The organism is Flavobacterium psychrophilum DSM 3660 = ATCC 49418, assembly GCF_002217405.1.
In the GTDB taxonomy this organism is placed as follows: domain Bacteria; phylum Bacteroidota; class Bacteroidia; order Flavobacteriales; family Flavobacteriaceae; genus Flavobacterium; species Flavobacterium psychrophilum.
Genome location: NZ_MUHE01000018.1, coordinates 31,864 through 57,702, shown reverse-complemented (window position 1 = coordinate 57,702; position 25,839 = coordinate 31,864). Strand labels below are relative to the sequence as shown.

Here is a 25,839-nt window from a genome sequence, read left to right as displayed (position 1 = left end):
TTTTTTTACTAGCGTTATATTACCTTAAAAGTGTTTCAGCAATGAAGCGCTTTTTTTAAATAACACAATTGACAATCTAATGTTTGAAAGATATGTGTATTTTTCGTTCCTTTGCATGCACCAAATTAATACCTACCTACCCCATGAGAATTAAAATTTTATTATTTCTTTTAACTACTTTTTACGTATCCAATGCTCAAAAAAACCAAGGAATAATTGGAGAATCCAATTGGTTTGATGGTTGGACAAATTTCAGACCAAAATCTACAGAATACGATCAGGCAACAAGAATTTTGGTAGGCGATATAAAAGAAAATATGACCCTTACAAAAAACAATGTTTACCTAATAATGGGAACTGTACACGTAGCAAACAAGGCCGTGCTTACCATAGAGCCAGGTACTGTAATTAGAGGCGATTTTAATACCACAGGTACCTTGGCAATTGTAAAAGGTTCGAAAATAATGGCAGTAGGAACAGACACAAACCCAATCATATTTACTTCAAATAAACCAGTTTCCGAAAGAAAGCCAGGGGATTGGGGAGGAGTGATACTAATGGGCGATGCGCCAATAAATAGATTTGGCGGAGTTTCTGCATCGTTTTATGAACCAAATCCTTTATATAATCTTTTCGGTGGTTTAAACGAAAATAGTGATTCTGGAATATTAAAATATGTTAGGATAGAATTTGCAGGAAAAAAAATCGATTCAAAAATATCATTAAACGGGCTAACGCTTGCCGCTTTGGGCAGTAAAACAAAAATAGAATACGTGCAAATAAGTTTCTCAAGTGACGATTCTGTTGAAGTTATTGGCGGAAATATCGATTTTAGTAATATAATTTCATACAGAGCTACAGATGATGATTTCGATTATTCTATGGGTGTTCAAAGTACTATGAATAATAGTATTGCCATAAGAAATCCTTACGCCTCAGACAATACTCGATCAAGATGTTTCGAAATAGATTCTTATGATAAAATAGAAAATTATGATCCTACAAAAAAGAAAACTTACATTAAATTAAACAATGTAACGATGACCAACGATGAAGAGAATACGATGGGATTAGTAAAAGAAGCAATTTCACTCAAACCAGATTCCTATATCGAAGTAAATAAATGTTTAGTAGCAGGTTTTTCTAGTTTTATAGCCTTAGACGATAAATGTTTGGAAAGAGATAATTTCAAAAAAAATAAAATTTATAATTCAACAATCGATAGTTGTACAGAATTATTTACTGACGAAGCTTTAGTTAAAGCTCTAAATGTAAATGATTGGTTCATGCAAACTGATAAACTATTAAATATTACCAAAGTTGGAATAAATTCCCTATTTATAAATAATAACGTTAAGCATAAACCAGATTTTAGATTAAAATAAAAAAAAGTCAATTTAAAAAAAGTGTTTCAGTACCGAAACACTTTTTTTATACACACAAATAATAATAACAAATTGATAATATTTAAGGATTAATGATTTAACATTTCAATCCTAATTTTGGGGTAATAAAAAAAGCAATATTTAATTACCTACTTATGAAAAAGACAGTTTTAGCAGTTATTTTTTTAATACATGTGTTTTCTTTAAATGCTCAAGTAACAAACGGTATTATAGGGTCAGCAAACTGGTTTAATAACTGGACAGATTTTAAACCAAAGACAACAGAACACTCAGAATCTACACATATTCTAAACGGAATAATAGATGCAAATACTACGCTTTATAAAAAAAACACATATTTACTTTTAGGTGTTGTTTATCTAGCAAATAACGCCATCTTAACCATAGAGCCAGGTACAGTAATAAGAGGAGATTTTGCAACCTGTGGTACATTAGTAATCACAAAAGGAGCAAAAATAATAGCAGAAGGAGTTGCAACGGATCCAATTGTTTTTACTTCAAATAAAAATGTTTCCGAAAGAAAGCCAGGAGATTGGGGAGGTATAATAATGTTAGGCGATGCACCTATTAATAAATTTGGAGGAATTGGAATTTTAGATTTTAATTTAAATCCAAAATACAATTTTTATGGCGGACAAAACCCTGAAAGTAATTCCGGAATACTAAAATATGTGAGAATCGAATTCTCAGGAAGAAAGCTTAATGCACTAAAAGAGTTAAACGGATTATCACTTGCAGGTGTTGGTAGTAAAACAAAAATAGAGTACGTGCAAATTAGTTTTTCTAATGATGACTCATTCGAATCATACGGAGGAAATGTAATATTTAATAACTTAATCTCCTTCAGAGCAACAGACGATGATTTCGATTTTACACAAGGCGCACAATGCAATATCAGTAATAGTATTGCCATTCGTTATCCATTTTCATCTGATGTTTCAAGATCAAGATGCTTTGAAGTCGATTCTTATGACAAATTAGAAAATTACGATTTAGACAGAAAATTAACAAAAATTACCGCAAATAATATAACTTTAATTAATAATGAAGACAACGATCAAGGTTTGGTTAAAGAGGCTATTTATGTTAAATACGATAGCTTTTTCGAATTAAAAAACAGTGTCATCTCCGGATTTAATCAATTCTTACTACTAGAAAATAAAGCCATTTTAAATTCAAATCTAAACAAACTCAAATTCGAAAATTTAGTCCTTAATAATTGCAAGGCTAAAGTAGAGTTAGAAACAAATACACCCGACAAGCTACTAGAAGAATGGATCGCTAACGATAGTTTTAATATAATAACTTCTAATACAGAGCGAAAAAAAATATTTGAAGAATCTGACATTAAAAAAAATCCAGATTTTCGATTAAAAGATAATAACAGCGGTACGCTTGTGGTAAAATAAATTTTAAGAAAAGTAAAAGTGTTTCAGCAATGAAGCACTTTTTTTTCTTCTTTATTTTGAAATATAAATTTTGAATTATGTATTTTTACAGCCTTTCAAAATATTTTTCTAGATTTTAATGTTTGCAGAAAAATCTAAAACCTAAAATCTAAAAGATTGATTTCAAAAGCCACCATAGATACCGTTTACGAAACCGCTCGAGTAGAGGAGGTAATTGGCGATTTTGTACAGCTAAAACGAGCAGGAAGTAATTACAAAGGATTATCTCCGTTTTCAGAAGAACGTTCGCCATCATTTATGGTGTCGCCAGCAAAAGGAATTTGGAAAGATTTTAGTTCCGGAAAAGGCGGAAATGCAATCGCATTTATCATGGAACACGAACATTTTTCGTATCCAGAAGCCATCAGATATTTGGCAAAAAAATACAATATCGAAATCGAAGAAACAGAGCAATCACAAGAAGAAAAAGAACAAGCAAGCGAAAAAGAAAGCATGTATTTGGTTTCAGAATTCGCCGCAAAATTTTTTCAGAATACAATGATGAATACCGATGAAGGAAAATCTGTTGGACTTTCATACTTCAAAGAAAGAGGCTTTACAAACGAAACCATCAAAAAGTTTGGACTAGGTTATTCGCCCGAAGCATGGGACGCATTTACAAAAGAAGGATTAGGACAAGGGTATAAACTCGATTATTTAGACAAAGTTGGATTAACCATTCTCCGAGAAGACGGCAAGCATTTCGACCGTTTCAAAGCACGTGTCATGTTTCCCATACAAAGTATGTCTGGTCGGGTTTTAGGATTCGGAGGCCGTATTTTAACGAATGACAAAAAAGCAGCAAAATATCTGAACTCGCCCGAAAGCGAAATATACCATAAAAGCAAAGTTTTATACGGAATTTACCATGCAAAACAAGCTATCGCAAAACAAGACAACTGCTTTTTGTGCGAAGGCTATACAGATGTCATTCAGATGCAACAAGCCGGAATAGAAAACGTAGTTTCCTCTTCAGGAACGGCCCTTACGCCAGATCAAATAAGATTAATAAATAGATTAACTAAAAACATTACCGTTCTTTTTGATGGAGATGCCGCAGGACTTCGTGCTTCTATTAGAGGAATCGATTTAATCCTAGAAGAAGGTATGAATGTCAAAGTTTGTACCTTCCCAGAAGGTGATGACCCCGATAGTTTTGCCAAAAAAACACCACTCAACGAGCTCTTGTTGTATTTAGAAAACAATGCCATGGATTTTATTCAATTCAAAGCATCGTTATTAATGAAAGATGCCAAGCATGATCCTATTAAGAAAGCAGAACTTATTCGTGATATGGTAAATAGTATTTCGAAAATTCCAGATAGAATAAAAAGAGAAATATATATTCAGGAATGCTCTCGAATTATGGATATTTCCGAAGAAGTTTTGTTTAATACATTAGCACAACTGGTTCAAAAAGACATTTCGGAAGTAGGTAAAAAACAAAAACAAGAACAAAAAAATCAAGTTTTTGAAGTTTATAAAAACGAAAATACCGCAGTTGGTGCAAAAGTTGACGTATTATACGAATTGGAACTTAAAATTATTGAAATCCTGCTGCTTTACGGAAATATAGAAGAAGATTTTGAAGATTTTGTTTTTAAAGCAAATGAAGAAGGAGAGTTATTAGAAATAAAAGAAGTAAATAGATACAAAGTTTTTCAGCGTATTTATTTGAGTCTTCAAGAAGATGAGGTAGAGCTTGGTACGCCAATATTTAAAGATATTTATAATAATTTGATTGCTTATTTTAATGAAAACGAAAACTTCGAAATAGAACAATATCTCATGAGACTTTCGCCAGAATTAGCACAAGAAGTAACCACAATCATTATGGATGATGAGAAAACTTCTTTGCATAACTGGGAAGCCCAACAAATTTATGTGAAACAAAAAGACAAAACAATAAGTCAGTATGTATCGGAAACGATACTTACTTTGCGTTGGTTCTTGGTTAATAAAATCATCGAAGAAATCAAATCAAATCTATCTAATGCAACAGATTCAGATAATTACGAAAACCTATCTATGGTAATGGATTATTCTAAATTGGTCAATAATTTTTCAAATAAGTTAGGACGAGTTATGTCACGTTATAGTTAGCCCATTGGCAAAAATTAATCAAATGAATAAAAAAACACAACTAAACAATATCTAAAGTTTTTGCTTTATTTACTAAATCGACAAGGTTTGTAACGTTTAGTTTGGCCAAAAGTCTTAGTTTATAAGTGCTTATCGTTTTTTCATTAAGATGTAAAGCTTCGGCAATTTCTTTATTTTTCTTGCCGTTGCTCAAGTATCTTAACACTTCAATCTCGCGAGAAGATAACTTTCTATACAATCTCTCGGATTTAATTTGTTTAGAAATTAGAGCCATATTTTTCTTTACAGCATCACTAAAAATTACAGCGCCACGATTTACTTTTATAATAGTAGAAGTTAAAACGTCTAGTTTTTCGCTTTTTTGTACAAAGGCAAAAACCCCTGCTTTTATAGCGTTTGGAGCATAAATTTGTTCATTCAAGTTAGAAAATAAAATTATTTTTAGATTAGGAAAATCTTTGAGTAAATTTTTAATTAGATTTATGCTCGAAAGCCCTTCTAGTTCTAGATCTAGAAGCAAAACATCAATTTCTTTTATTTTTAGCATCTCCGATACCATTTCAAAATTGTCAACAATTGCTTCTAAAGAAACATCAGAATGTTCCTTGTAGTAAGCTTTTATGCCATAATGCACAACGGGATGGTTGTCTGCAAGACCTATTTTTACCATAAGCTTAAATTTTAGATAGTTATACTAAAGTTAACGAACGGTAAAGGTATATAATATTTTATAACAAATTGATAATCAGTTGGTAAATTATTTGTAAATTTCAGGAATTAAGCAAACAGGAATGGGGTTCATTTTGTGCTGATTAATCGTGTTTAGTCGTTCGTAAATTTCAAAAACAACCTTCTCACGATCTGTAAAGTCATCAGATTTCTTGCCGTTTTCTAAAGCAATCATCGCCCATTCTAATTCGGTATAACTAGCACCAAGTTGGTCTTCGTCGCTTCGATCATCACCAAACAATCCATCAGTCGGAGCTGCTTTTTGTATAGATTCTGGCACATTAAGATAAGTAGCAAGAGCACGAACATCACTTTTCATCAAATCGGCAATAGGACTCAAATCTACACCTCCATCTCCGTATTTGGTAAAAAAACCAACGCCAAAATCTTCTACCTTATTGCCCGTACCTGCAACCAACAATCCGTGAATCCCGGCCAAATAATACAAACTTGTCATGCGCAACCTCGCCCTAGTGTTTGCAAGAGACAAATTTAGTTTTGCTTCATTGTTAGAAACAGGAACTTCGGTCTTAAAACTCTCGAAAACAGGGGTCAAATTTACACGAGTGTCAGTTACATTTGCAAAATTTTTCTTAAGCTGCATAATATGTTCTTGCGCTCTATTTATATGACTTTGTGCTTGGTGTATAGGCATTTCTACACACAAAACCGTTAGTCCTGTTTGCGCACATAAAGTAGCGGTAACTGCCGAATCTATTCCGCCCGAAATCCCTATCACAAAACCATTTACTTTAGCCTTTTGTGCATAGGTTTTTAGCCAGTTTACAATATGTTCGTTAACTTTTTCACAATTTATGGTACTATTTTTTTGCATGGTTACTTTTGTTTTAAAAACGAATGTATATTTGCAAAAATAATAATTAGGAGCAATTCCAGCTATACGTTTCAATCTTTTATTTTTTGAAGGAAAAAATAAAAGGATTTCCACTCTTATCTGGGCTAAAAAATCATGTTTATGAAAAAATATTTAATACTCGTTCTATTCCTATTTGCCATTATTTCGTGTTCTAAAAAAAGCGAAATTCAAAAAAAAGTAGCAGAAATACCAGTAAGTATAAAAGTAGATCGCTACGACAAAGCTTTTTTTGAAACACCACCAAGCGAATTGCCAAAATTAAAATTGCAATATCCAGAATTTTTTCCGCCATCTATTTCGGATTCGATTTTGGTCGATAAAATGACCAATCCACTTTGGAGAGAATTGTATGCCGAAGTAGAAAAACGTTATGGGAGTTTCGATAAAGAAACCACCGAAATAGAGGATTTGTTTCGTTACATTAAATACTATTATCCAAAAACACAAATTCCAAAAGTATATACTGTAATTCAGGAGATGGATACAGATTATAAGGTAATTTATACTGAAAAAGCATTAATTATTTCGTTAGAATTGTATTTAGGTAAAAATCATAAGTTCTACGAATTTCCAAATTACATGAAGCAAACCTTCGAGCCGTCTCAAATATTACCAGATATTGTAGAAAGTTTTTCTAGAACAAAAGTAAAACCACCAGTTACAAAAGATTTATTATCACTGATGATATATTCAGGAAAACAATTGTATTTTAATGATGTATTATTGCCAGAATATTCAAATGGAGACAAGATTTGTTACACACCGGAACAGCTTAAATACGCTCAAGATAACGAGGCTAATATGTGGAGATTTTTTATTGAAGAGAAGCTATTATATGACACAGATGCTAAATTATCACAGCGTTTTATAAGTCCGTCGCCATTTTCTAAATTCGGATTAATTTCAGATAATGAAACACCTGGTCGAATAGGGGCCTGGTTTGGTTTGCAAATAGTACGTTCGTTTATGAAAAATAACGATATTCCGATGCAGGAAATGATGGCAATGGATGCCGCAGCTATTTTTCAAAAATCTAAATATAAACCAAAAAAATAATTGCAAATTAAGCCCCGAGTAATTAGGCTCCTAAATGAGGTAATTATCTTAATTTAAAATGAATTCTAAAATTTAAAATACAATGACTTCTGAAATAAAATTTAACGTACAACTAGACGAAAATCGTGTTCCTGAGAAACTGCATTGGTCTGCACAAGATGGCGGTGTCGAAACTGAAGAAACAAAAGCCATTATGCTTTCTATTTGGGATAACAAAACCCAAGAAACAATGCGAATTGATTTGTGGACAAAAGATATGCCAGTAGATGAAATGAAAATATTTTTTCATCAAACATTAGTTGCCATGGCAGCTACTTTTTATAGAGCTACGGGCGACGAAAAAATGACAGATACGATGAAAGATTTTTGCGAATATTTTGCAGAGAAGCTCGAGTTGAAGAAGTAAAAAAAAGGTTAGCTACCGCTAGTTATGGTCGGAAGATTTTTCTTCCGACTTTTTTGCTTTATATTTTCAAAATTATTTGTTTTTAGTTATATGTTTTAACAAGATTTTTCTGGTTTGTTTAAAAGCCATTTTGCTTAAAAATATCCTGATTTACTTCATCAATATAACTTAAAAGGCTTTCTTTTCCTGTATGTTCCGTTGCAGAAGTTACAAAATGATGCGGCATTTCTTCCCAATTGTTTTTTAGCAATGCTGTTCTGTAGGCGGCAACGTGTTGGGCAACTTTTCCTTTGCTAATTTTGTCGGCTTTGGTAAAAACAATGCAAAATGGCAATTCGATTTCGCCAAGATAAGTGATGAATTCTAAGTCTATTTTTTGTGCTTCATGACGAATGTCAATAAGTACAAAAGCACAAACAAGCTGTTCTCTTTTCTCAAAATAATCGGTAATAAATTGCTGAAAAACTTCTTTCGTCTTTTTAGAAACTTTTGCATAACCATAACCTGGTAAATCTACAAGAAACCAATTGTTGTTTATCTTAAAGTGATTTATTAGTTGCGTTTTTCCTGGTCTTCCAGAGGTTTTAGCCAAACTTTTGTGATTGGTTAACATGTTTATTAACGATGATTTCCCAACGTTAGATCGTCCAATAAAAGCATATTCTGGCAAGTGCTCTTGCGGACACAAACTCACGATAGAATTGCTAATAATAAATTCGGCGGTATTAATTTTCATTTAATATGTTTTGCGCTAAAATAGCAGTATAATTATTCTTTAGTATTAAGTGAGTTTTTAATGTTCTGCTTTTGTAGTCAACCATTCATCAAGCAAACGGTTAAATTCGTCTGGATGCTCCATCATGGCTGCATGACCGCATTTTTCAATCCAATATAAGGTCGAATTGGGTAGTAATTTATGAAACTCTTCAGCAACCGATGGTGGTGTTACGCCATCATTTCTACCCCAAATAATTCCTATAGGAACATGCATTTTTGGTAAATCTTTTGCCATGTTATGGCGAATGGCGCTTTTGGCAATGGTTAATGTTTTTATTAGTTTTATTCTGTCGTTTACGGTATTGTAAACATCATCTATAATTTCTTTTGTAGCAATAGCAGGATCGTAAAAAACGCTCTCTGCTTTTTTTCTAATATATTCGTAATCACCACGTTTAGGATAGCTGTCTCCCATGGCGCTTTCGTAAAGTCCTGAACTTCCTGTAATTACAAGTCCAGAAACGCGTTCTGGATACATTTTTGTAAAGTATAATGCAATATGTCCGCCTAGCGAATTTCCTACCAGAATTACTCTGTCAAAACCTTTAAAAGTAATAAAATCTTTAACATATTTAGAGAAAGATTTTACGTTAGTTTTTAGTATGTTTTGTGTGTATAGTGGTAGTTGTGGTATGATAACTTTGTATCCTTTTGCAGGAAAATAGTTTGCAACCCCATCAAAATTACTTAATCCGCCCATTAATCCGTGCAAAATTATAATTGGAGTTCCTTCGCCAGCTTCAAAATATTCGTACTTGCCTTCTTTCTTTAAGTTATTCACCGTGTAATCGTTTTGTCTTTAAATAGGTGCAAATATAGGACTAAAATACGAAATATAAATATTGTCTTTTTTATAACCTCCTTTTTTTGTTAATAAGTCGTAAATATCACTTCTACCTTATTTTGCATTTGTTTAGCTCTTAAAAAAGTTAAAACTTATCAACAAAGTGGTATTTTGTGGTAAAAGGTGGTAAAAAATATTTATATTTGCTAACTATCATGTAAAATCATAACTACTTGAATACCATTGTTGGAACATACGAATGTAAGGTCGATTCTAAAGGAAGGCTCATGATGCCTAACCCTTTAAAGAAGCAACTAAACGTGTCTTTGCAAGAAGGCTTTGTATTGAAGCGCTCGGTTTTTCAGCAATGTTTAGAATTGTATCCTATGAAGGAGTGGGATTTGATGATGCAAAAAATTAATAAACTGAACCGTTTTGTAAAAAAAAACAATGATTTTATTCGTCGTTTTACAGCGGGTGTTCGTATAATTGAAATTGATGCAACGGGCAGATTGTTAATCCCTAAGGATTTAGCGGTTTTTGCTTCGGTTACAAAAGATATTGTATTGTCATCGGCAGTAAATATTATCGAAATCTGGGACAAAGATTTATACGAAAAAGCGATTGATGATTCAGTTGGGGATTTTGCAGATTTGGCAGAAGAAGTAATGGGTAACGTAAATGACGATGAATATGGAATATCATAATCCAGTTTTGCTAAAAGAAACAGTCGATGGTTTAAATATTAAGCCAGACGGCGTGTATGTAGATGTGACTTTTGGTGGTGGCGGACATTCGAAAGAAATTTTGTCTAGACTTGGTCCTGAGGGAAAATTATTTGGTTTCGATCAAGATGAAGATGCTTGGGAAAACGCACTGCCAGACGAAAGATTTACATTAATACAAGAAAATTTCAGATACATTAAAAGATTTTTGCGTTTTAATGGAATTAAAAAAGTAGACGGAATTCTTGCCGATTTGGGGGTTTCTTCCCATCAGTTCGATGTGCCTGAAAGAGGTTTTTCTACTCGTTTTGATGCTGAGTTAGATATGAGAATGAGTAAAAAAAATGATTTAACAGCCTTTAATATTGTTAATGAATATGATGAAACAAACCTGCGTCGCATTTTTGCAGAGTATGGAGAATTAGGAAATGCACTAGCCATTGCACGAGCTATTATAGAAGCTCGTGAAAAAGAAAAAATAGTAAATACCGAAGATTTGAAACAAGTTTTAGCAAGATTTCTGCCTAATAATAAAGCACATAAAATTCTGGCGCAAATATATCAATCTATTCGTATCGAAGTAAATCAAGAAATGGATGTTTTGAAAGAATTTTTAGAACAATCATTAGAAGTTTTAGACCAAGGCGGAAGGTTAAGCGTTATTTCTTACCATTCATTAGAAGACAGATTAGTAAAAAGATTCATGAAAAACGGATTGTTTGAAGGGGAACCAGAAAAAGATTTCTTCGGGCGATTTGAAGTGCCTTTCAAGTTAATTGGAAAAATGATTATTCCTTCAAACCAAGAAATTAAAATAAACAATCGTGCTCGAAGTGCAAAGCTTCGAATTGCAGAAAAAAAATAATGAAAGGAGATATTTATAACATATTAAAAGCAAGATTTCTTATCAATGAAGACGCTACTAAAAATTGGCGATTCATTGTGTTTCTGCTTTTGTTGGCTATAATCATGATTGCAAACACGCACAGTTATGAGAAAAAAATTTTTAAAATTGCCGACTTAACAAATGATGTTAAAGAATTGCGTTCGGAGTTTGTAGACCGTCGTTCGGAATTAATGAAAATAAAAATGGAATCGACCGTAGCAGGGCAAATGGTAGATAAAGGTATCTTACCCTCATCTGTACCTCCAAAAAAAATAAAAGTAATCGAAGAAAAAAAACCTTGGTATAAAATATGGCAATAGAAGATAGAAATATTTTAAAACGTATCTACGTAATTGCTTTAGTTATTCTAATTATGGTAACGGCTGTGGGCGTAAAACTTACTAATATACAGTGGGTTGAAGGCGACTATTACCGAAAATTAGCCAAAGAAAGATCTATCAAAAATTTTGTAATTCCTGCCAATCGTGGTAATGTATATTCTTCCGATGGAAGCTTGCTCGCAACATCAATCCCTAAATATACTATTCGTTTTGATGCTTTAGCGCCAAGCAAAGAAAATTTTGATGCTCATATTAAAGACTTATCAGACTCTCTTTCAGTCTTACTAGAAAAATCTTCGAGCACTTATTTGAACGAGTTCAGAAAAGCAAGAGCTAATAAAAACAGGTATTTTCTTTTGGCCAAAGATTTGAGTTATACACAATATGCTGCGGTCAAAAAATTCCCTTTGTTTAATCTTGGTTCTAATAAAGGGGGTATGATTACCGAGCAAAGAACAGTACGTGAGCATCCAATTGGCAAAATTGCAGCACGAACAATAGGTTACGAACGTTATGACGACAATGGCGATTTATTACCAGTAGGTATAGAAGGAGCATACGGAAAATATCTAAACGGTAAAGACGGAAAAGTCCTAAAACAAAAAATAGCACAAGGACAATGGAAACCTATTCGTGATAATAATGAAGTAGAGCCACAAGATGGTTATGATATCGTTTCTACGATTGATGTTTATATACAGGACATTGCGCACCATGCTTTGCTAAAACAATTATTAGAATATGACGCAGATCACGGTTGCGTTGTGGTAATGGAAACCAAAACAGGAGCTGTAAAAGCCATTTCTAATCTAGGAAAAGACAAAGACGGATCTTATTATGAAACCATAAATTATGCTGTAGGAGAATCGCACGAGCCAGGTTCTACATTCAAATTAGTAGATCTAATTGCGCTTATCGACGACAATAAAATTGATACCAGTAAAGTATATGATAGCAATGGTGGTCAAATCACTTATCGTGGTCGCAAAGTAAGAGATTCTCATACTGGGGGGTACGGAAAAATATCGTTAGCTAGAGGATTTGAAGTGTCTTCTAATACCATTATGGTTCGGGCAGTTTATGAAAATTACAAAAATAATCCCAAACAATTTACAGACAGACTTGTAAATTTAGGACTAAACAAACCACTAGGATTACCATTTAGAGGCGAAGGAATACCATATATTCCAGAGCCTTCAGATAAAAACTGGAGCGCAATTTCACTTCCGTGGATGGCATTCGGGTACGGAGTTTCTGTAACGCCATTACAAACATTAACATTATATAACGCCATTGCAAACGATGGTCAAATGGTAAAACCAATTTTTGTACAAGAGGTTAAGGAATGGAACAAAACCATCAAAAATTTCGACAAACAAGTCATTAACCCAAAAATTTGCTCTGATGACGCACTAAAAAAAATAAAGACCATCTTAAAAAATGTGGTTAAAAGAGGAACAGCATCAAAACTATACTCTAAAGATTTTTCGATGGCAGGAAAAACAGGAACTGCAGCAGCAAGTTACGGAACAAATGGCGGAAGTGGTAAATATTATATTTCATCTTTTGTAGGGTATTTTCCTGCCGAAAATCCTAAATATTCTTGCATAGTTGTCGTTCATAAACCAAATACATCTAAAAACGATTATTACGGAGCAGATGTTGCTGGGCCAGTTTTTAAACGTATTGCACAAAAGGTTTTTACCGATGTGCCATCAACTAATGTAGTAAAAAATCTAAAAAAGAATAATCCAGCCCAAGACAAAAATTACTTGACTTACAATGATAAGGTAAATGAAAAGCCAAAATATATACCCAATTTACACGGCATGTCTGGAATGGATGCTGTTGCATTACTAGAAAATTTAGGAATGAAAGTAAAAGCGATAGGCGTTGGAAAAGTAAAAAAACAATCCATACAAGCAGGTCAGCCCATATTAAAAAAAAATACAATAATTTTAGAATTGTCATAAAATGCTTTTAAAAGAAATTTTATATAAAGTCGCTCTCGAAGTTGTTCACGGTTCAACCGATGTTGCTGTGCATAACATTCATTTTGATTCTCGAAAAATACAATCGAACGATGTTTTTGTTGCCATTCGTGGTTCGGTTTCAAACGGACATGAGTTTATAGACAAAGCCATTGCTCTTGGGGCGAAGGCGATTGTTTGCGATACTTTACCAACCAATTTATTGTCGCAAATTACTTATGTAAAAGTAAAAGACACGAATGCAGCTTTGGCATATCTAGCAACAAATTTTTATGATAATCCGTCTCAAAAACTACAATTAGTTGGTGTCACAGGAACCAATGGTAAAACAACAATTGCGTCATTATTATATCAATTATTCAAAAAAGCAGGTTTCAAAGTTGGATTGCTTTCTACTGTAAAAATCTTGGTTGATGAAATTGAACACAAAGCAACGCATACCACGCCAGATTCATTAACCATCAATTATTATCTAGATAAAATGGTTGAAGCTGGTTGCCAATATTGCTTTATGGAAGTTAGTTCGCACGGAATTCATCAAAAACGTACCGAAGGTTTACAATTTGTAGGTGGCGTTTTTACAAACTTATCGCACGACCATTTAGATTATCATCCAACATTTTCCGACTATCGCGATGTGAAGAAATCATTCTTCGATAATTTGCCTAAAAACGCATTTGCTTTATCAAATATAGATGATAAAAATGGTGCTGTAATGATGCAAAATACTAAGGCAAGAAAATTGTCGTATGCCTTAAAAACGTATGCCGATTATAAAGCCATTATTATCGAAAATCAGTTAAGCGGATTGCTATTAAAAATAAATGAACAAGAAGTTTGGGTTCGACTTATTGGAACCTTCAATGCGTATAATTTATTGGCGATTTACGGAGTAGCTATCGAATTAGGAATCGAAAAATTAGAAGTTTTAAGACTCTTGTCAGAATTAGAAAGTGTTTCAGGCCGTTTTCAGTTTATTGTATCAAAACAAAATATCACTGCAATTGTCGATTATGCACACACGCCCGATGCTCTAGAAAATGTATTAAGTACCATAAATGATATTCGTACTCGCAACGAACAACTCATAACAATTGTAGGTTGTGGCGGTGATCGTGACAAAACCAAACGCCCAATAATGGCAAATATCGCTTCGCAAATGAGCGATAAAGCAATTCTTACTTCGGATAATCCAAGAACGGAAAATCCTGAAACGATTATCGCCGAAATGGAAGCCGGAATTACAGCCGTCAATTACAAAAAATATATGTCGATTATTGACAGAAAACAAGCCATAAAAACCGCTTGCCAGCTAGCACAACCTAACGATATTATTCTCATTGCAGGAAAAGGACATGAAACTTATCAGGAAATAAATGGCGTTCGTCATGATTTTGATGATATGCAAATTGTAAAAGAAATTTTAGAACAACTAAACAAATAAAGTTCAATCGTTGATTCGTTTAATCGGTTAACCGAATCAACGAATAACCAAATAAACAATAATATGCTATACTACTTATTTCAATATTTAGACAAATATTTTGATTTTCCAGGAGCTGGGGTTTTTCAATATATCACCTTTAGATCAGCATTAGCCATTATCATGTCGTTGCTTATTTCGACTATCTTCGGCAAAAGAGTGATTAGCTATCTAAGTCGTTTGCAAGTAGGCGAAACAGTAAGAGAGCTAGGGCTAGAAGGGCAAACTCAAAAAGCAGGAACGCCAACAATGGGCGGATTAATTATTATATTTTCAACCTTGCTTCCTGTTCTTTTATTGGCAAAACTAAATAACATATACATTATACTTCTAATTGTTACCACAATTTGGATGGGAGCTATTGGATTTCTTGATGATTATATCAAAATTTTCAAAAAAGACAAAGCAGGATTAAAAGGAATTTTTAAAGTAATTGGTCAAGTTGGATTAGGTCTTATTGTAGGTACTACTTTATATTTTCATCAAGATGTAACAATTCGTGAGAATATTTCGAAAAATAAAATCGAAGTATATTCTACTCAAAAGGGAGCAAATACACTTTCGTCCGATAAAAAATCGACCGCTACAACCATTCCGTTTTTTAAAAATAACGAATTCGATTATGCCGAATTATTAGCTTGGACTGGCGATGGTTATAGAAATTATGCCTGGCTCATATTTATTCCAATCGTAATTTTTATTATAACCGCTGTTTCAAATGGTGCCAATCTTACAGACGGAATAGATGGTTTAGCCGCAGGAACTTCCGCAATTTCAGTTATTGCAATTGGTGTTTTTACGTTCGTTTCGGGAAATGTAATATTTTCTAATTATCTAAACATTATGTTTATTCCCAATTCGGGAGAAATGACCGTTTTTATTGCCGCATTTGTGGGTGCATTAATCGGATTTTTATGGTACAATAGTTATCCAGCCGCCGTTTTTATGGGCGATACGGGGAGTTTAACCATTGGCGGAATTATAGCCGTTTTAGCCATTGCAGTTCGAAAAGAAATGCTAATCCCAGTATTTTGCGGAATATTCTTAGCAGAAAATTTATCGGTAGTTTTACAAGTTTCGTACTTCAAATATACAAAAAAACGTTTCGGCGAAGGAAGAAGAATTTTCTTAATGTCCCCACTACATCATCATTATCAGAAGAAAGGATATCATGAAAGCAAAATTGTAACCCGTTTCTGGATTGTTGGAATTTTATTGGCGATAGTGTCAATAGTAACTTTAAAATTACGATAATATGAGATTAGTAATTCTAGGAGGAGGAGAAAGCGGTGTTGGTACGGCGATTCTTGGTAAGAAAAAAGGATACGATGTATTTGTTTCCGATTTTGGAAAAATAAAAAACAATTACAAAGAAATCTTAATTCTTAATAAAATTAAGTTTGAAGACGAGCAACATACAGAAGATTTAATTCTAAATGCCGATGTAGTGATGAAAAGTCCAGGTATTCCTGACAAATCGCCCATTGTTAAAAAACTGAAAGAAAAAAACATTCCAGTTATTTCAGAAATCGAGTTTACAGCTCCCTTTACTAATGCAAAAACCATAGGAATTACAGGAAGTAATGGCAAAACAACCACCACAATGTTGGTGTATCATTTGCTAAAACAAGGAGGTTTAAATGTGGGTTTGGCAGGAAATATAGGTAAGAGTTTTGCTTGGCAAGTTTCTGAAGATAATTATGATTTTTATGTGCTAGAATTAAGTAGTTTTCAACTAGACGGAATACAAAAATACAAACCGCATATTGCCATCATTACAAATATTAGTCCTGATCATTTAGATAGATATGATTATCAATATGAAAAATATATAGAATCGAAGTTTAGAATCACAATGAATCAAACAGAAGAGGATTATTTGATTTATGATGCCGATGATCAAGCTATTAATAATTGGCTAAAAAACAACAAAACAAAAGCACAATTGGTTCCATTTTCATTAACAAAACAATTTGAATTTGGCGCTTACGAAGCAAATAATAATATAAATATAAACACCAATAACGACCCATTTGTTATGCAAACATCAGAACTATCACTAGAAGGAAAACACAACGTAAAAAACGCTTTGGCAGCTACCTCTGTAGCGCAATTATTAAAAATCAGAAAAGCGACCATACGTGAGAGTTTAGCTGATTTTCAAGGGGTCGAACATCGTTTAGAAAAAGTACTTAAAATACAAAACGTACAATACATAAACGATTCTAAAGCAACAAATGTAAATGCTACTTTTTATGCTTTAGACAGTATGACATCGCCAACCATTTGGATTGTAGGTGGGGTAGATAAAGGAAACGACTATTCAGAATTGATGGAATTGGTAAATAAAAATGTAAAAACAATCATTTGTCTAGGTGTAGATAACAAGAAAATAATTGACGCATTTAGTAATGTTGTCGATGAATTAATCGAGGTTTCAACCATGACCGATGCCGTTCGTCAAGCATACAAAATGGCAGAAAAAGGCGACACAGTTTTACTATCGCCAGCATGTGCCAGTTTCGATTTATTCGAAAACTATGAAGACAGAGGAAGACAGTTTAAACAAGCAGTTCAGAATTTGTAAAAAAAAACAGGTTTTAGGTTTTGAGGTTAAGATTTTACCCAACACCAAAAAACCAACACCAAAAAACAATACCTACTCATGAAACAGCTATTGCATAACTTAAAAGGAGATAAAGTCATCTGGTCATTCGTGGCACTTTTGGCATTATTTTCGTTTATACCAGTGTATAGTGCAAGTAGTAATTTAGCTTATCTGCATCATGGTACAGGAAATACATTCGTGTATCTGCTAAAACATTTTATGCACTTAATAATGGGTTTTGTTATTTTGTATCAAGTGCAAAAAGTGCCATATCATTATTTTAGAAGTTTATCCAGATTATTACTGCCTTTTGCATGGTTATTACTGGTTTATACATTGCTTAAAGGAACTATGATCGAAGGGGCCAACGCCAGCCGATGGATACAAGTTCCGTTTTTAGGAATTACCTTCCAGCCATCAGCCTTTGCATCAATGGCATTGTTAATATTTGTGGCCAGATATTTATCTAAAACAGCAATAGAAGAAATGACTTTTCAGAAGTCTTTACTAGAATTATGGGCGCCAGTTTTCTTTACATTAATGCTCATTTTACCCGCTAACTTTTCGACCGCAGCTTTAATATTTTCGATGGTATTAATGCTAACGTTTATTGGAAAATATCCAATAAAAAACATAGGTATTATTATAGGATTAGGAATCTTATCTTTTGCCTTTTTTATATTAGTTGTAAAAGCCTTTCCTAATGCTTTTCCCAATCGTGTAGATACCTGGATGAGTCGTATCGAAAATTTTACATCAGACAAGCCTGGAGAAGATGATTACCAAATAGAAAAAGCAAAAACAGCCATTGCAACTGGAGGAATATACGGATTAGGACCAGGAAAAAGTATTCAGAAAAACTTCTTGCCACAATCTTCTTCCGATTTTATTTTTGCCATTATCATCGAAGAATTTGGGCTTCTAGGAGGATTTGCTATCATGTTTTTATACATTATGTTATTCATTAGGTTTATCATCGCATCCTATAAAGCCCCCACATTATTCGGAAAATTATTAGTGGCAGGATTAGGATTTCCTATCATTTTTCAGGCATTTATAAACATGGGCGTTGCGGTCGAATTATTGCCAACCACAGGACAAACATTACCGCTTATAAGTAGCGGAGGAACATCAATCTGGATGACTTGTGCTGCACTTGGCATTATTATAAATGTGACCAAAAAAGAAGAAGAAATTACCGAAGAAAACATCGAAAAACAAAAAAGAGATGACGCATTGCAAAAACTAATAGACAAGCAATTAGTAGATGACTCTCAAGTAGAAGATTATACTATTGAAGACCACACGAATAATCCGATGAATGCAGTTTTGAATAAAAAGTAATAGAATAAATAATTCCGTAAAAATTCTTGGTAAATATAAAAATGGAACAATATAAATTTATATTAAGTGGTGGCGGTACAGGAGGACATATTTATCCTGCAATTGCCATTGCAAATGAGTTGAAATCTCGTTTTCCTAATTGCAAAATCCTTTTTGTAGGGGCAAAAGACAAAATGGAAATGCAAAAAGTACCACAAGCAGGTTATGATATAAAAGGATTAAGCATTGCAGGGCTACAAAGAAAAATAACTTTGCAAAACGCAATGTTTCCCTTTAAGTTGTTGTCAAGTTTGGTTAAATCATTCGGAATCGTACAACAATTCAAGCCCGATGTTGTTATAGGAACTGGAGGGTTTGCCAGCGGCGCAGTGCTTAAAGTTGCTTCAATATTGGGAATTGCAACAGTGATACAAGAGCAAAATTCTTATCCTGGAATTACCAATAAATTATTAAGTAAAAAAGCCAATAAAATATGTGTGGCTTACGAAAATTTGGAACAATTTTTTCCAAAAGATAAAATGATATTAACTGGAAATCCTGTTCGTCAGGATTTAATTTCAGTCGATGGCAAACGAAATGAAGCAATTGATTATTTTAAATTAGACGCAAATAAAAAAACAATATTAATCCTTGGCGGAAGCCTTGGTGCCAGAAGAATTAATCAATTAATTGCAAAAGAAATAGATTGGTTATTGTCGCAAAATGTTCAAATTATTTGGCAATGTGGCAAATTGTATTTTGAAGATTACAAGCATTTTTCAGGCAAAGAAAATGTACAGGTTTTATCATTTATAGACAGAATGGATTTGGTTTATGCTGCTGCCGATATTGTAATATCTCGTTCAGGAGCCTCATCAGTTTCAGAATTAGCCATTGTAGGAAAGCCAGTTATTTTCATTCCGTCGCCTAATGTTGCTGAAGACCATCAAACCAAGAATGCACAAGCCATTGTAAACAAACAAGGGGCAATTTTGCTAAAAGAATCGCAATTAGATTCTGAATTTAAGTTTGTTTTCGAAAGCTTATTAAACGATAAAGCAAAACAAGAAGATTTAAGTAAAAATATAAAACAGTTGGCATTACCAAATGCAACAAAAGATATAGTTGACGAAATTATAAAATTAGTCGAAAGTCAAAAGTCTTAAGGTCAAACGACTTTACGACTTGCGACTTTATGACATTAAGACTAAAATAAAAAATGAACCTAAACCAAATACATAACGTCTATTTCATAGGAATTGGAGGCATCGGAATGAGTGCTTTGGCTCGTTATTTCAAATTTATTGGAAAAAACGTATCTGGATACGACAAAACGCCATCAATATTAACCTCAGAATTAATAGAAAGCGGAATTGCCATTCATTTTGAAGACAATATCGATTTAATTCCGAAGGATTATTTTGTAGAAAACACATTGGTAATCATCACGCCAGCTGTTCCAAAATCGCATTCGGAATGGAATTATTTTCTAGAAAGAGAATATCATGTAAAAAAACGAGCCGAAGTTTTAGGAATTATTACCAAAGATACTTTTTGTCTGGCCGTAGCAGGAACCCACGGAAAAACAACAACTTCTAGTATTCTTGGCCATATTTTGTACGAAAGTGGTGCCGATGTAACCGCTTTTATTGGTGGCATTGTCGAAAATTATAATTCAAATTTAATTGGTTCTGGAAAAACAGTAACCGTCGTTGAAGCCGATGAGTTTGACCGTTCTTTTTTGCATTTATACCCAAATATTGCTTGTGTAACTTCGATGGATGCCGATCATTTAGATATTTACGGTGATGACGCTGCTATTAAAGCCTCATTCAAAGAATTTGCCGATAAAGTAGAAGATAAAAACAAGCTTTTTGTAATAAACGGATTGCCACTAAAAGGCATAACTGTTGGCGCAAACGATGATTCGCAATTCGTAGCACACAACATAAGAATTGAAAATGGCTGGTATATTTTTGATGTAAAAACGCCTACCGAAAACATAAAAGATTTGAAATTCGGATTGCCTGGAAAACACAATCTAACCAATGCATTGCTAGCATTAGCAATGGCTCGAACTTTCGGAACCCCAACAGAATCTATTGCTAAAGCATTGGCAAGTTTCAAAGGAGTAAAACGCCGTTTTTCCTTCCAGATTAGAAAGCCAAAATTCGTTTATATCGACGATTATGCACACCATCCAACAGAAATAAATGCCGTGCATCAAGCCGTTCGTGAGTTGTATCCTAATGAGAAAGTTTTAGCCGTTTTTCAGCCCCATTTATTTAGTAGAACAAAAGATTTTGCCAATGATTTTGCCAAAAGTTTGTCGCAATTCGACGAAATTTTATTATTAGACATTTATCCAGCTAGAGAATTGCCCATAGAAGGAATTACTTCAGGATGGTTGTTAGATAAAGTTGAAAATAAAAATAAAAAATTAGTACACAAAAACGAATTAATTCCGTTATTAAAAAAGTCAGATGCGACCGTAATTGTTACGATAGGTGCTGGGGATATTGGCGAAATGGTTGTAAATATTAAGAAAGAATTAGATGAAAAATAATTTAATTTTAAATATCCAATTGGTTGCCATTTTTGTTTTGGTAGGGTTTTTGTATTCATTTACTTCAAAAAGAAACGAACACAGGAAAATATCGAAACCAACAATCGAATTTTTAAACTCAGAGAGTCCGTTTGTAACCCATGAAATGGTTAATAACTTGTTGAAAGATAATTTCGGTGGCACTTTCAGTATCCAAAAAGATAGGGTAAATTTGAAAAATATTGAGCAAACCATCAATAAACACAACCTAATCGAGAAGTCTGAAGTCTTTTTGAGTGTTGATGGGGAGCTAGAAGCTGTTATAAAACAAAAGACACCAATCGCTAGAGTTTTTAACGGAAATACCTCCTTTTATATTGATTATAAAGGCGGTAGGATGCCTCTTTCAAGTAATTTTACGGCAAGAGTTCCGCTTGTTTATGGTGATTTTAACAATCGTTATGACAAGGATTTTGTTGGGCTTTTGCAGTGTATTTATAACGATGATTTTTTGAAAAAAAACATCATCGGAATAAGAGTTTTGCCTGATGGTAGCGTTATTATGAAAAATAGAGATTATAGTTATGATATAATTTTCGGGAGAACCATTTGTATGGAAAGGAAATTTAACAACTATAAAGCGTTTTTTCAAAAAGCAGTACAAGATACTTTGATAAAATCTTATAAGAAGATTAATCTGAAGTTTACAAAACAAGTAGTTTGTACTAAATAATATGAGAATGGAAAGAGATAATATAGCAGTAGGACTAGATATAGGTACAACAAAGATTGTAGCTATGATAGGCAAGAAAAATGAGTATGGGAAGCTAGAAATTTTAGGTGTAGGGAAATCTAAAAGCCTCGGTGTGGCTCGTGGTGTAGTAAATAATATTACACAAACCATACAATCTATACAAGAAGCAATAAGTTTGGCAGAGGCTGATTCGGGTTATAAAATAAAAGACGTTGTAGTAGGTATTGCGGGTCAGCACATTCGTAGTATTCAGCACAGCGATTATATTTCAAGACCCAATCCGGAAGAAGTAATTAGCGAAATTGATATCGATGTTTTAATTAATCAAGTTCAAAAACTAGCCATGTTGCCGGGAGAAGAAATTATTCACGTTTTGCCACAAGAATACAAAATCGATGGGCAATCTGAAATAAAAGAACCAATCGGAATGTATGGCGGAAGATTAGAAAGTAGTTTTCATGTAGTGGTTGGGCAAGCATCATCAATCAGAAATGTAGGACGTTGTATAAAAAGCTCAGGATTAGATTTGTCTGGGCTAACCCTAGAGCCATTAGCTTCTGCAGATGCAGTTTTAAGTCAAGAAGAAAAAGAAGCAGGAGTTGCGCTAATAGATATTGGTGGAGGAACAACAGATTTAGCCATTTTTAAAGACGGAATTATTCGCCACACAGCAGTAGTTCCTTTTGGTGGAAACGTAATTACCGAAGACATAAAAGAAGGTTGTTCAATCATAGAAAAGCAAGCAGAATTATTAAAAACAAAATTCGGTTCTGCTTGGCCAGGAGAAAATAAAGACAACGAAATTGTTTCAATTCCAGGGTTACGAGGAAGAGACCCAAAAGAGATTTCGTTAAAAAACTTGTCAAAAATAATTCATGCCCGCGTGGTAGAAATTATCGAGCAAGTTTACACCGAAATTAAAATATACGGCCACGAAGATCCTCGAAAAAAACTAATAGCAGGTATTGTACTAACTGGTGGAGGCTCACAACTCAAACACATCAAGCAATTAGTAGAATATATTACAGGGATGGATACCAGAATAGGCTATCCAAACGAACATTTAGCAGGAAACTCTAGCGAAGAAATATCAAGCCCATTGTACGCAACGGCAGTAGGATTGGTTATGAATAGTATTCGTAACAATACCGTAAGTGCCGTACCACATGAAAATTTTATTGCAGAACCAGTACTTATTCCTAAGCCAATTATCACAGAAAAAATAGAAATAAAGAAAGAAGAAGATGCAATTGAAGAAACAAAAACAGAACCAAAACCAGAAACAAGAAAAGACTCAAAATCGAGCGAAAAAATGATTCGTAAATCGTTTTTTGACAAGTATATAGATAAAATTAAAGATTTTTTAGACAACGCCGAGTAATCGAAATTGTTAACATAATAATAAAGCATAAATAAAAACCAATAGTATGGAAAGCAACTCAGAATTTGGAAGTATTTCATTTGATTTACCAAAGAACCAATCAAATGTAATTAAAGTAATAGGTGTAGGTGGAGGCGGAAGCAACGCCATAAACCACATGTTTAAACAAGGGATAAAAGGAGTCGATTTTATCGTTTGTAATACAGATTCCCAAGCACTAGACAACAGTGTAGTGCCTAATAAAATTCAGCTAGGAGTAAACCTAACCGAAGGATTAGGAGCAGGAGCAAACCCAGAAGTAGGACAACAATCAGCAATAGAAAGCATTGCCGAAATAGAAAAAATGCTAGACGGCAACACTAAAATGGTTTTTATCACCGCAGGAATGGGTGGAGGAACAGGAACAGGTGCCGCACCAGTCATTGCACAATTAGCAAGAGAAAGAGACATCTTAACCGTAGGTATCGTAACAATTCCATTTCAATTCGAAGGAAAAGTACGTATCGAACAAGCGCTTTTAGGTGTCGAAAAACTAAGAAAACAAGTAGATTCACTTATTGTTATCAATAATAACAAACTAAGAGAAGTGTACGGTAATCTTGGTTTCAAAGCAGGATTCTCTAAAGCAGACGAAGTTTTAGCAACCGCATCACGTGGTATTGCAGAAGTAATAACACACCATTACACACAAAACATCGATTTAAAAGATGCCAAAACGGTATTATCTAATTCAGGAACAGCCATCATGGGATCTGCCACTGCCGAAGGCGAAAACAGAGCCAAAGAAGCCATCGTATCCGCATTAGATTCACCACTCTTAAATGACAATAAAATAGCAGGAGCCAAAAACGTATTGTTGCTTATCGTTTCTGGAACTAACGAAATTACTATCGATGAGATAGGAGAAATAAACGATTATATCCAAGCAGAAGCAGGACACAGCGCCAATATTATTATGGGGGTTGGAGAAGAAGAAGAACTAGGAGATAAAATAGCAGTAACCATTATTGCAACCGGATTTTGTGTAGAACAACAAGCAGAAATTGTAAACATAGAACCTAAAAAAATAATCCATGCCCTAGAAGACGACCAAAAAATTGTTCGTGATCTAACCCAAAAATACCAAGCACAAGGATTCGATTTCTCATCAAATGTAATTACCGAACCACTAAAAACATTAGAAACCCCTATTGCAGAAGAAAAAATAGTATTTGCCCTAGACGAAGAATTGCCAAACCCTGTTGAAGCATATTTCAAAATGGATTTAGTGCCAACAACAGAATTAATCAAGAATTTAGACGTCACTTTCGAAGTAGTTTCATCAAAAGCAATCGATGTTAATGATTTTTATTTCACCTCGCCACCAGTAAAAGACACCATCGATAGTGAACTAGTCAAGCAAATAGAAGTAGTCGATCCGCAATTTCTAATAAAAGAACAAGAACAAATCGCATTTACATTCGATTTACCAATACAAAAAACAACCCAAACAGCAAATACCGATAGACTAACATTCGATCTAACAACCGAAATAAAAGACATCAAAGTAAACCAAGCAGTAGAATTCGTACCCATGACCGAAGTAACTCAAAACGGAGTTATCAAACATTCGCTCGAAGCCTATATGGAAGTAGAAAACCAATTATTTGAAGCCAAAAAAGCCGAAAATGTAGTAGTAGAAACCATTCCTACCGAGCTAAATATCACCATGAAGCAGGTAGAAACCCCAAAATATAGCACCCCAAACACAGCAAACGAAATCTCACCGCTAGAAATGTCTATCGAAGACTCCTTACGCATGAGATCCGAAGAACGCCGTCGTAAAATGAAAGAATTTAACTATAAATTTCACAACAACGCATCAAAAGTAGATGAGTTCGAAAAAGAACCAGCATACAAACGTATGGGAATAGACATCTCAAACAACACAATAGACAATAGCAGATCCCGTATCTCATTAGGAACCGATGGTAACGACGAAATCCAGTTACGATCAAACAACTCATTCCTACACGACAACGTAGATTAAACAGAAAAAAAAACTAAAACCCGAAACCTCTAACCATTTTTCGGGTTATTTTCCAACCATACAACCTACAAAATAAGTACCAAAATATAAATTTATTTTTACTAAATTTGTCGAGCCAATTCCTGCTGTACATTACAAGCTTTTTTCGCAAAATGCTTTTTTCTACAAACCAGAAAGAGCTTCCTTT

At 33.7% G+C, this 25,839-nt stretch carries 22 protein-coding genes; 18 read left to right on the top strand and 4 right to left on the bottom strand.

Going from position 1 to position 25,839, the window contains the following annotated elements; all coding sequences use genetic code 11:
- The first annotated feature begins 143 nt into the window (after nucleotides 1–143).
- From B0A57_RS05545 to dnaG, 3 genes are all read left to right on the top strand, one after another.
- Entirely contained in the window at nucleotides 144–1,385 is a 1,242-nt protein-coding gene (locus B0A57_RS05545; RefSeq protein WP_034098865.1) for a hypothetical protein, read from the top strand.
- Between the two features lie 155 nt (nucleotides 1,386–1,540).
- Entirely contained in the window at nucleotides 1,541–2,815 is a 1,275-nt protein-coding gene (locus B0A57_RS05540) for a hypothetical protein (protein WP_034098863.1), read from the top strand.
- 156 nt (nucleotides 2,816–2,971) lie between these two features.
- Nucleotides 2,972–4,957, top strand: coding sequence for a DNA primase (gene dnaG, locus B0A57_RS05535; RefSeq protein ID WP_011964171.1), 1,986 nt, complete (start codon nucleotides 2,972–2,974; stop codon nucleotides 4,955–4,957).
- 40 nt (nucleotides 4,958–4,997) lie between these two features.
- Here dnaG and B0A57_RS05530 read toward each other — a convergent pair whose 3' ends face one another.
- Both B0A57_RS05530 and nadE read right to left on the bottom strand, forming a co-directional pair.
- On the bottom strand, nucleotides 4,998–5,627 hold the full coding sequence (locus B0A57_RS05530) for a response regulator transcription factor (protein WP_011964170.1): 630 nt from the start codon (nucleotides 5,625–5,627) through the stop codon (nucleotides 4,998–5,000).
- Nucleotides 5,628–5,714: 87 nt separating this feature from the next.
- On the bottom strand, nucleotides 5,715–6,521 hold the full coding sequence (nadE, locus tag B0A57_RS05525; protein WP_011964169.1) for an NAD(+) synthase: 807 nt from the start codon (nucleotides 6,519–6,521) through the stop codon (nucleotides 5,715–5,717).
- A 141-nt stretch (nucleotides 6,522–6,662) separates the two neighbouring features.
- On the opposite strand from nadE, the gene gldB reads away from it, so the two are divergent.
- Both gldB and gldC read left to right on the top strand, forming a co-directional pair.
- Entirely contained in the window at nucleotides 6,663–7,619 is a 957-nt protein-coding gene (gldB, locus tag B0A57_RS05520; RefSeq protein ID WP_034098861.1) for a gliding motility lipoprotein GldB, read from the top strand.
- Nucleotides 7,620–7,701: 82 nt separating this feature from the next.
- The gene (gldC, locus tag B0A57_RS05515) at nucleotides 7,702–8,025 is read left to right on the top strand and encodes a gliding motility protein GldC (RefSeq protein WP_034098859.1); all 324 of its coding nucleotides are present in this window, start codon (nucleotides 7,702–7,704) and stop codon (nucleotides 8,023–8,025) included.
- Between the two features lie 118 nt (nucleotides 8,026–8,143).
- On the opposite strand, the gene yihA is transcribed toward gldC, so the two are convergent.
- Together yihA and B0A57_RS05505 are read right to left on the bottom strand one after the other, a co-directional pair.
- The gene (gene yihA, locus B0A57_RS05510; RefSeq protein ID WP_011964166.1) at nucleotides 8,144–8,761 is read right to left on the bottom strand and encodes a ribosome biogenesis GTP-binding protein YihA/YsxC; all 618 of its coding nucleotides are present in this window, start codon (nucleotides 8,759–8,761) and stop codon (nucleotides 8,144–8,146) included.
- 57 nt (nucleotides 8,762–8,818) lie between these two features.
- Nucleotides 8,819–9,583 (bottom strand): alpha/beta fold hydrolase, encoded by a 765-nt coding sequence (locus tag B0A57_RS05505; RefSeq protein ID WP_011964165.1) that lies wholly within the window; start codon nucleotides 9,581–9,583, stop codon nucleotides 8,819–8,821.
- 236 nt (nucleotides 9,584–9,819) lie between these two features.
- Here B0A57_RS05505 and mraZ point away from each other — a divergent pair, with 236 nt between their 5' ends.
- The 13 genes from mraZ (at nucleotide 9,820) to ftsZ (ending at nucleotide 25,652) form a co-directional block, all read left to right on the top strand.
- Nucleotides 9,820–10,293 carry a division/cell wall cluster transcriptional repressor MraZ gene (gene mraZ / locus B0A57_RS05500; protein WP_011964164.1) on the top strand — a complete coding sequence of 158 codons (474 nt, stop codon included), beginning with the start codon at nucleotides 9,820–9,822 and terminating at the stop codon, nucleotides 10,291–10,293.
- Nucleotides 10,268–11,176: a 16S rRNA (cytosine(1402)-N(4))-methyltransferase RsmH gene (rsmH, locus tag B0A57_RS05495; protein WP_172605046.1), complete on the top strand. Its 909-nt coding sequence runs from the start codon at nucleotides 10,268–10,270 to the stop codon at nucleotides 11,174–11,176. Before mraZ ends, rsmH begins: the two co-directional genes overlap by 26 nt.
- Entirely contained in the window at nucleotides 11,176–11,517 is a 342-nt protein-coding gene (locus B0A57_RS05490; protein WP_011964162.1) for an FtsL-like putative cell division protein, read from the top strand. Before rsmH ends, B0A57_RS05490 begins: the two co-directional genes overlap by 1 nt.
- Nucleotides 11,508–13,511 (top strand): penicillin-binding protein, encoded by a 2,004-nt coding sequence (locus B0A57_RS05485; RefSeq protein WP_034098857.1) that lies wholly within the window; start codon nucleotides 11,508–11,510, stop codon nucleotides 13,509–13,511. Before B0A57_RS05490 ends, B0A57_RS05485 begins: the two co-directional genes overlap by 10 nt.
- Before the next feature lies 1 nt (nucleotide 13,512).
- Nucleotides 13,513–14,973: a UDP-N-acetylmuramoyl-L-alanyl-D-glutamate--2,6-diaminopimelate ligase gene (locus tag B0A57_RS05480; RefSeq protein ID WP_011964160.1), complete on the top strand. Its 1,461-nt coding sequence runs from the start codon at nucleotides 13,513–13,515 to the stop codon at nucleotides 14,971–14,973.
- 63 nt (nucleotides 14,974–15,036) lie between these two features.
- Nucleotides 15,037–16,266, top strand: a complete 1,230-nt coding sequence (gene mraY / locus B0A57_RS05475) for a phospho-N-acetylmuramoyl-pentapeptide-transferase (RefSeq protein ID WP_011964159.1) — start codon at nucleotides 15,037–15,039, stop codon at nucleotides 16,264–16,266.
- A 1-nt stretch (nucleotide 16,267) separates the two neighbouring features.
- Nucleotides 16,268–17,599: a UDP-N-acetylmuramoyl-L-alanine--D-glutamate ligase gene (murD, locus tag B0A57_RS05470; protein ID WP_034098855.1), complete on the top strand. Its 1,332-nt coding sequence runs from the start codon at nucleotides 16,268–16,270 to the stop codon at nucleotides 17,597–17,599.
- Nucleotides 17,600–17,677: 78 nt separating this feature from the next.
- Nucleotides 17,678–18,964, top strand: a complete 1,287-nt coding sequence (locus B0A57_RS05465; protein ID WP_034098853.1) for an FtsW/RodA/SpoVE family cell cycle protein — start codon at nucleotides 17,678–17,680, stop codon at nucleotides 18,962–18,964.
- Nucleotides 18,965–19,005: 41 nt separating this feature from the next.
- Entirely contained in the window at nucleotides 19,006–20,109 is a 1,104-nt protein-coding gene (gene murG, locus B0A57_RS05460; RefSeq protein ID WP_034098851.1) for an undecaprenyldiphospho-muramoylpentapeptide beta-N-acetylglucosaminyltransferase, read from the top strand.
- A gap of 53 nt (nucleotides 20,110–20,162) precedes the next feature.
- Entirely contained in the window at nucleotides 20,163–21,509 is a 1,347-nt protein-coding gene (gene murC, locus B0A57_RS05455) for a UDP-N-acetylmuramate--L-alanine ligase (RefSeq protein WP_034098849.1), read from the top strand.
- Entirely contained in the window at nucleotides 21,499–22,221 is a 723-nt protein-coding gene (locus B0A57_RS05450; protein WP_011964154.1) for a cell division protein FtsQ/DivIB, read from the top strand. Before murC ends, B0A57_RS05450 begins: the two co-directional genes overlap by 11 nt.
- A gap of 7 nt (nucleotides 22,222–22,228) precedes the next feature.
- On the top strand, nucleotides 22,229–23,623 hold the full coding sequence (ftsA, locus tag B0A57_RS05445; RefSeq protein ID WP_034098846.1) for a cell division protein FtsA: 1,395 nt from the start codon (nucleotides 22,229–22,231) through the stop codon (nucleotides 23,621–23,623).
- A gap of 46 nt (nucleotides 23,624–23,669) precedes the next feature.
- Nucleotides 23,670–25,652, top strand: a complete 1,983-nt coding sequence (gene ftsZ, locus B0A57_RS05440; RefSeq protein ID WP_034098844.1) for a cell division protein FtsZ — start codon at nucleotides 23,670–23,672, stop codon at nucleotides 25,650–25,652.
- Nucleotides 25,653–25,839: the final 187 nt, after the last annotated feature.

Bases quoted from the DNA above. Each gene is read 5' to 3' on its own strand.
- B0A57_RS05545 (WP_034098865.1), top strand. From the start codon at position 144: ATGAGAATTAAAATTTTATTATTTCTTTTAACTACTTTTTACGTATCC.
- B0A57_RS05540 (WP_034098863.1), top strand. From the start codon at position 1,541: ATGAAAAAGACAGTTTTAGCAGTTATTTTTTTAATACATGTGTTTTCT.
- B0A57_RS05530 (WP_011964170.1), bottom strand. From the start codon at position 5,627: ATGGTAAAAATAGGTCTTGCAGACAACCATCCCGTTGTGCATTATGGC.
- nadE (WP_011964169.1), bottom strand. From the start codon at position 6,521: ATGCAAAAAAATAGTACCATAAATTGTGAAAAAGTTAACGAACATATT.
- gldB (WP_034098861.1), top strand. From the start codon at position 6,663: ATGAAAAAATATTTAATACTCGTTCTATTCCTATTTGCCATTATTTCG.
- gldC (WP_034098859.1), top strand. From the start codon at position 7,702: ATGACTTCTGAAATAAAATTTAACGTACAACTAGACGAAAATCGTGTT.
- yihA (WP_011964166.1), bottom strand. From the start codon at position 8,761: ATGAAAATTAATACCGCCGAATTTATTATTAGCAATTCTATCGTGAGT.
- rsmH (WP_172605046.1), top strand. From the start codon at position 10,268: ATGACGATGAATATGGAATATCATAATCCAGTTTTGCTAAAAGAAACA.
- B0A57_RS05490 (WP_011964162.1), top strand. From the start codon at position 11,176: ATGAAAGGAGATATTTATAACATATTAAAAGCAAGATTTCTTATCAAT.
- B0A57_RS05485 (WP_034098857.1), top strand. From the start codon at position 11,508: ATGGCAATAGAAGATAGAAATATTTTAAAACGTATCTACGTAATTGCT.
- B0A57_RS05480 (WP_011964160.1), top strand. From the start codon at position 13,513: ATGCTTTTAAAAGAAATTTTATATAAAGTCGCTCTCGAAGTTGTTCAC.
- mraY (WP_011964159.1), top strand. From the start codon at position 15,037: ATGCTATACTACTTATTTCAATATTTAGACAAATATTTTGATTTTCCA.
- murD (WP_034098855.1), top strand. From the start codon at position 16,268: ATGAGATTAGTAATTCTAGGAGGAGGAGAAAGCGGTGTTGGTACGGCG.
- B0A57_RS05465 (WP_034098853.1), top strand. From the start codon at position 17,678: ATGAAACAGCTATTGCATAACTTAAAAGGAGATAAAGTCATCTGGTCA.
- murG (WP_034098851.1), top strand. From the start codon at position 19,006: ATGGAACAATATAAATTTATATTAAGTGGTGGCGGTACAGGAGGACAT.
- murC (WP_034098849.1), top strand. From the start codon at position 20,163: ATGAACCTAAACCAAATACATAACGTCTATTTCATAGGAATTGGAGGC.
- B0A57_RS05450 (WP_011964154.1), top strand. From the start codon at position 21,499: ATGAAAAATAATTTAATTTTAAATATCCAATTGGTTGCCATTTTTGTT.
- ftsA (WP_034098846.1), top strand. From the start codon at position 22,229: ATGGAAAGAGATAATATAGCAGTAGGACTAGATATAGGTACAACAAAG.
- ftsZ (WP_034098844.1), top strand. From the start codon at position 23,670: ATGGAAAGCAACTCAGAATTTGGAAGTATTTCATTTGATTTACCAAAG.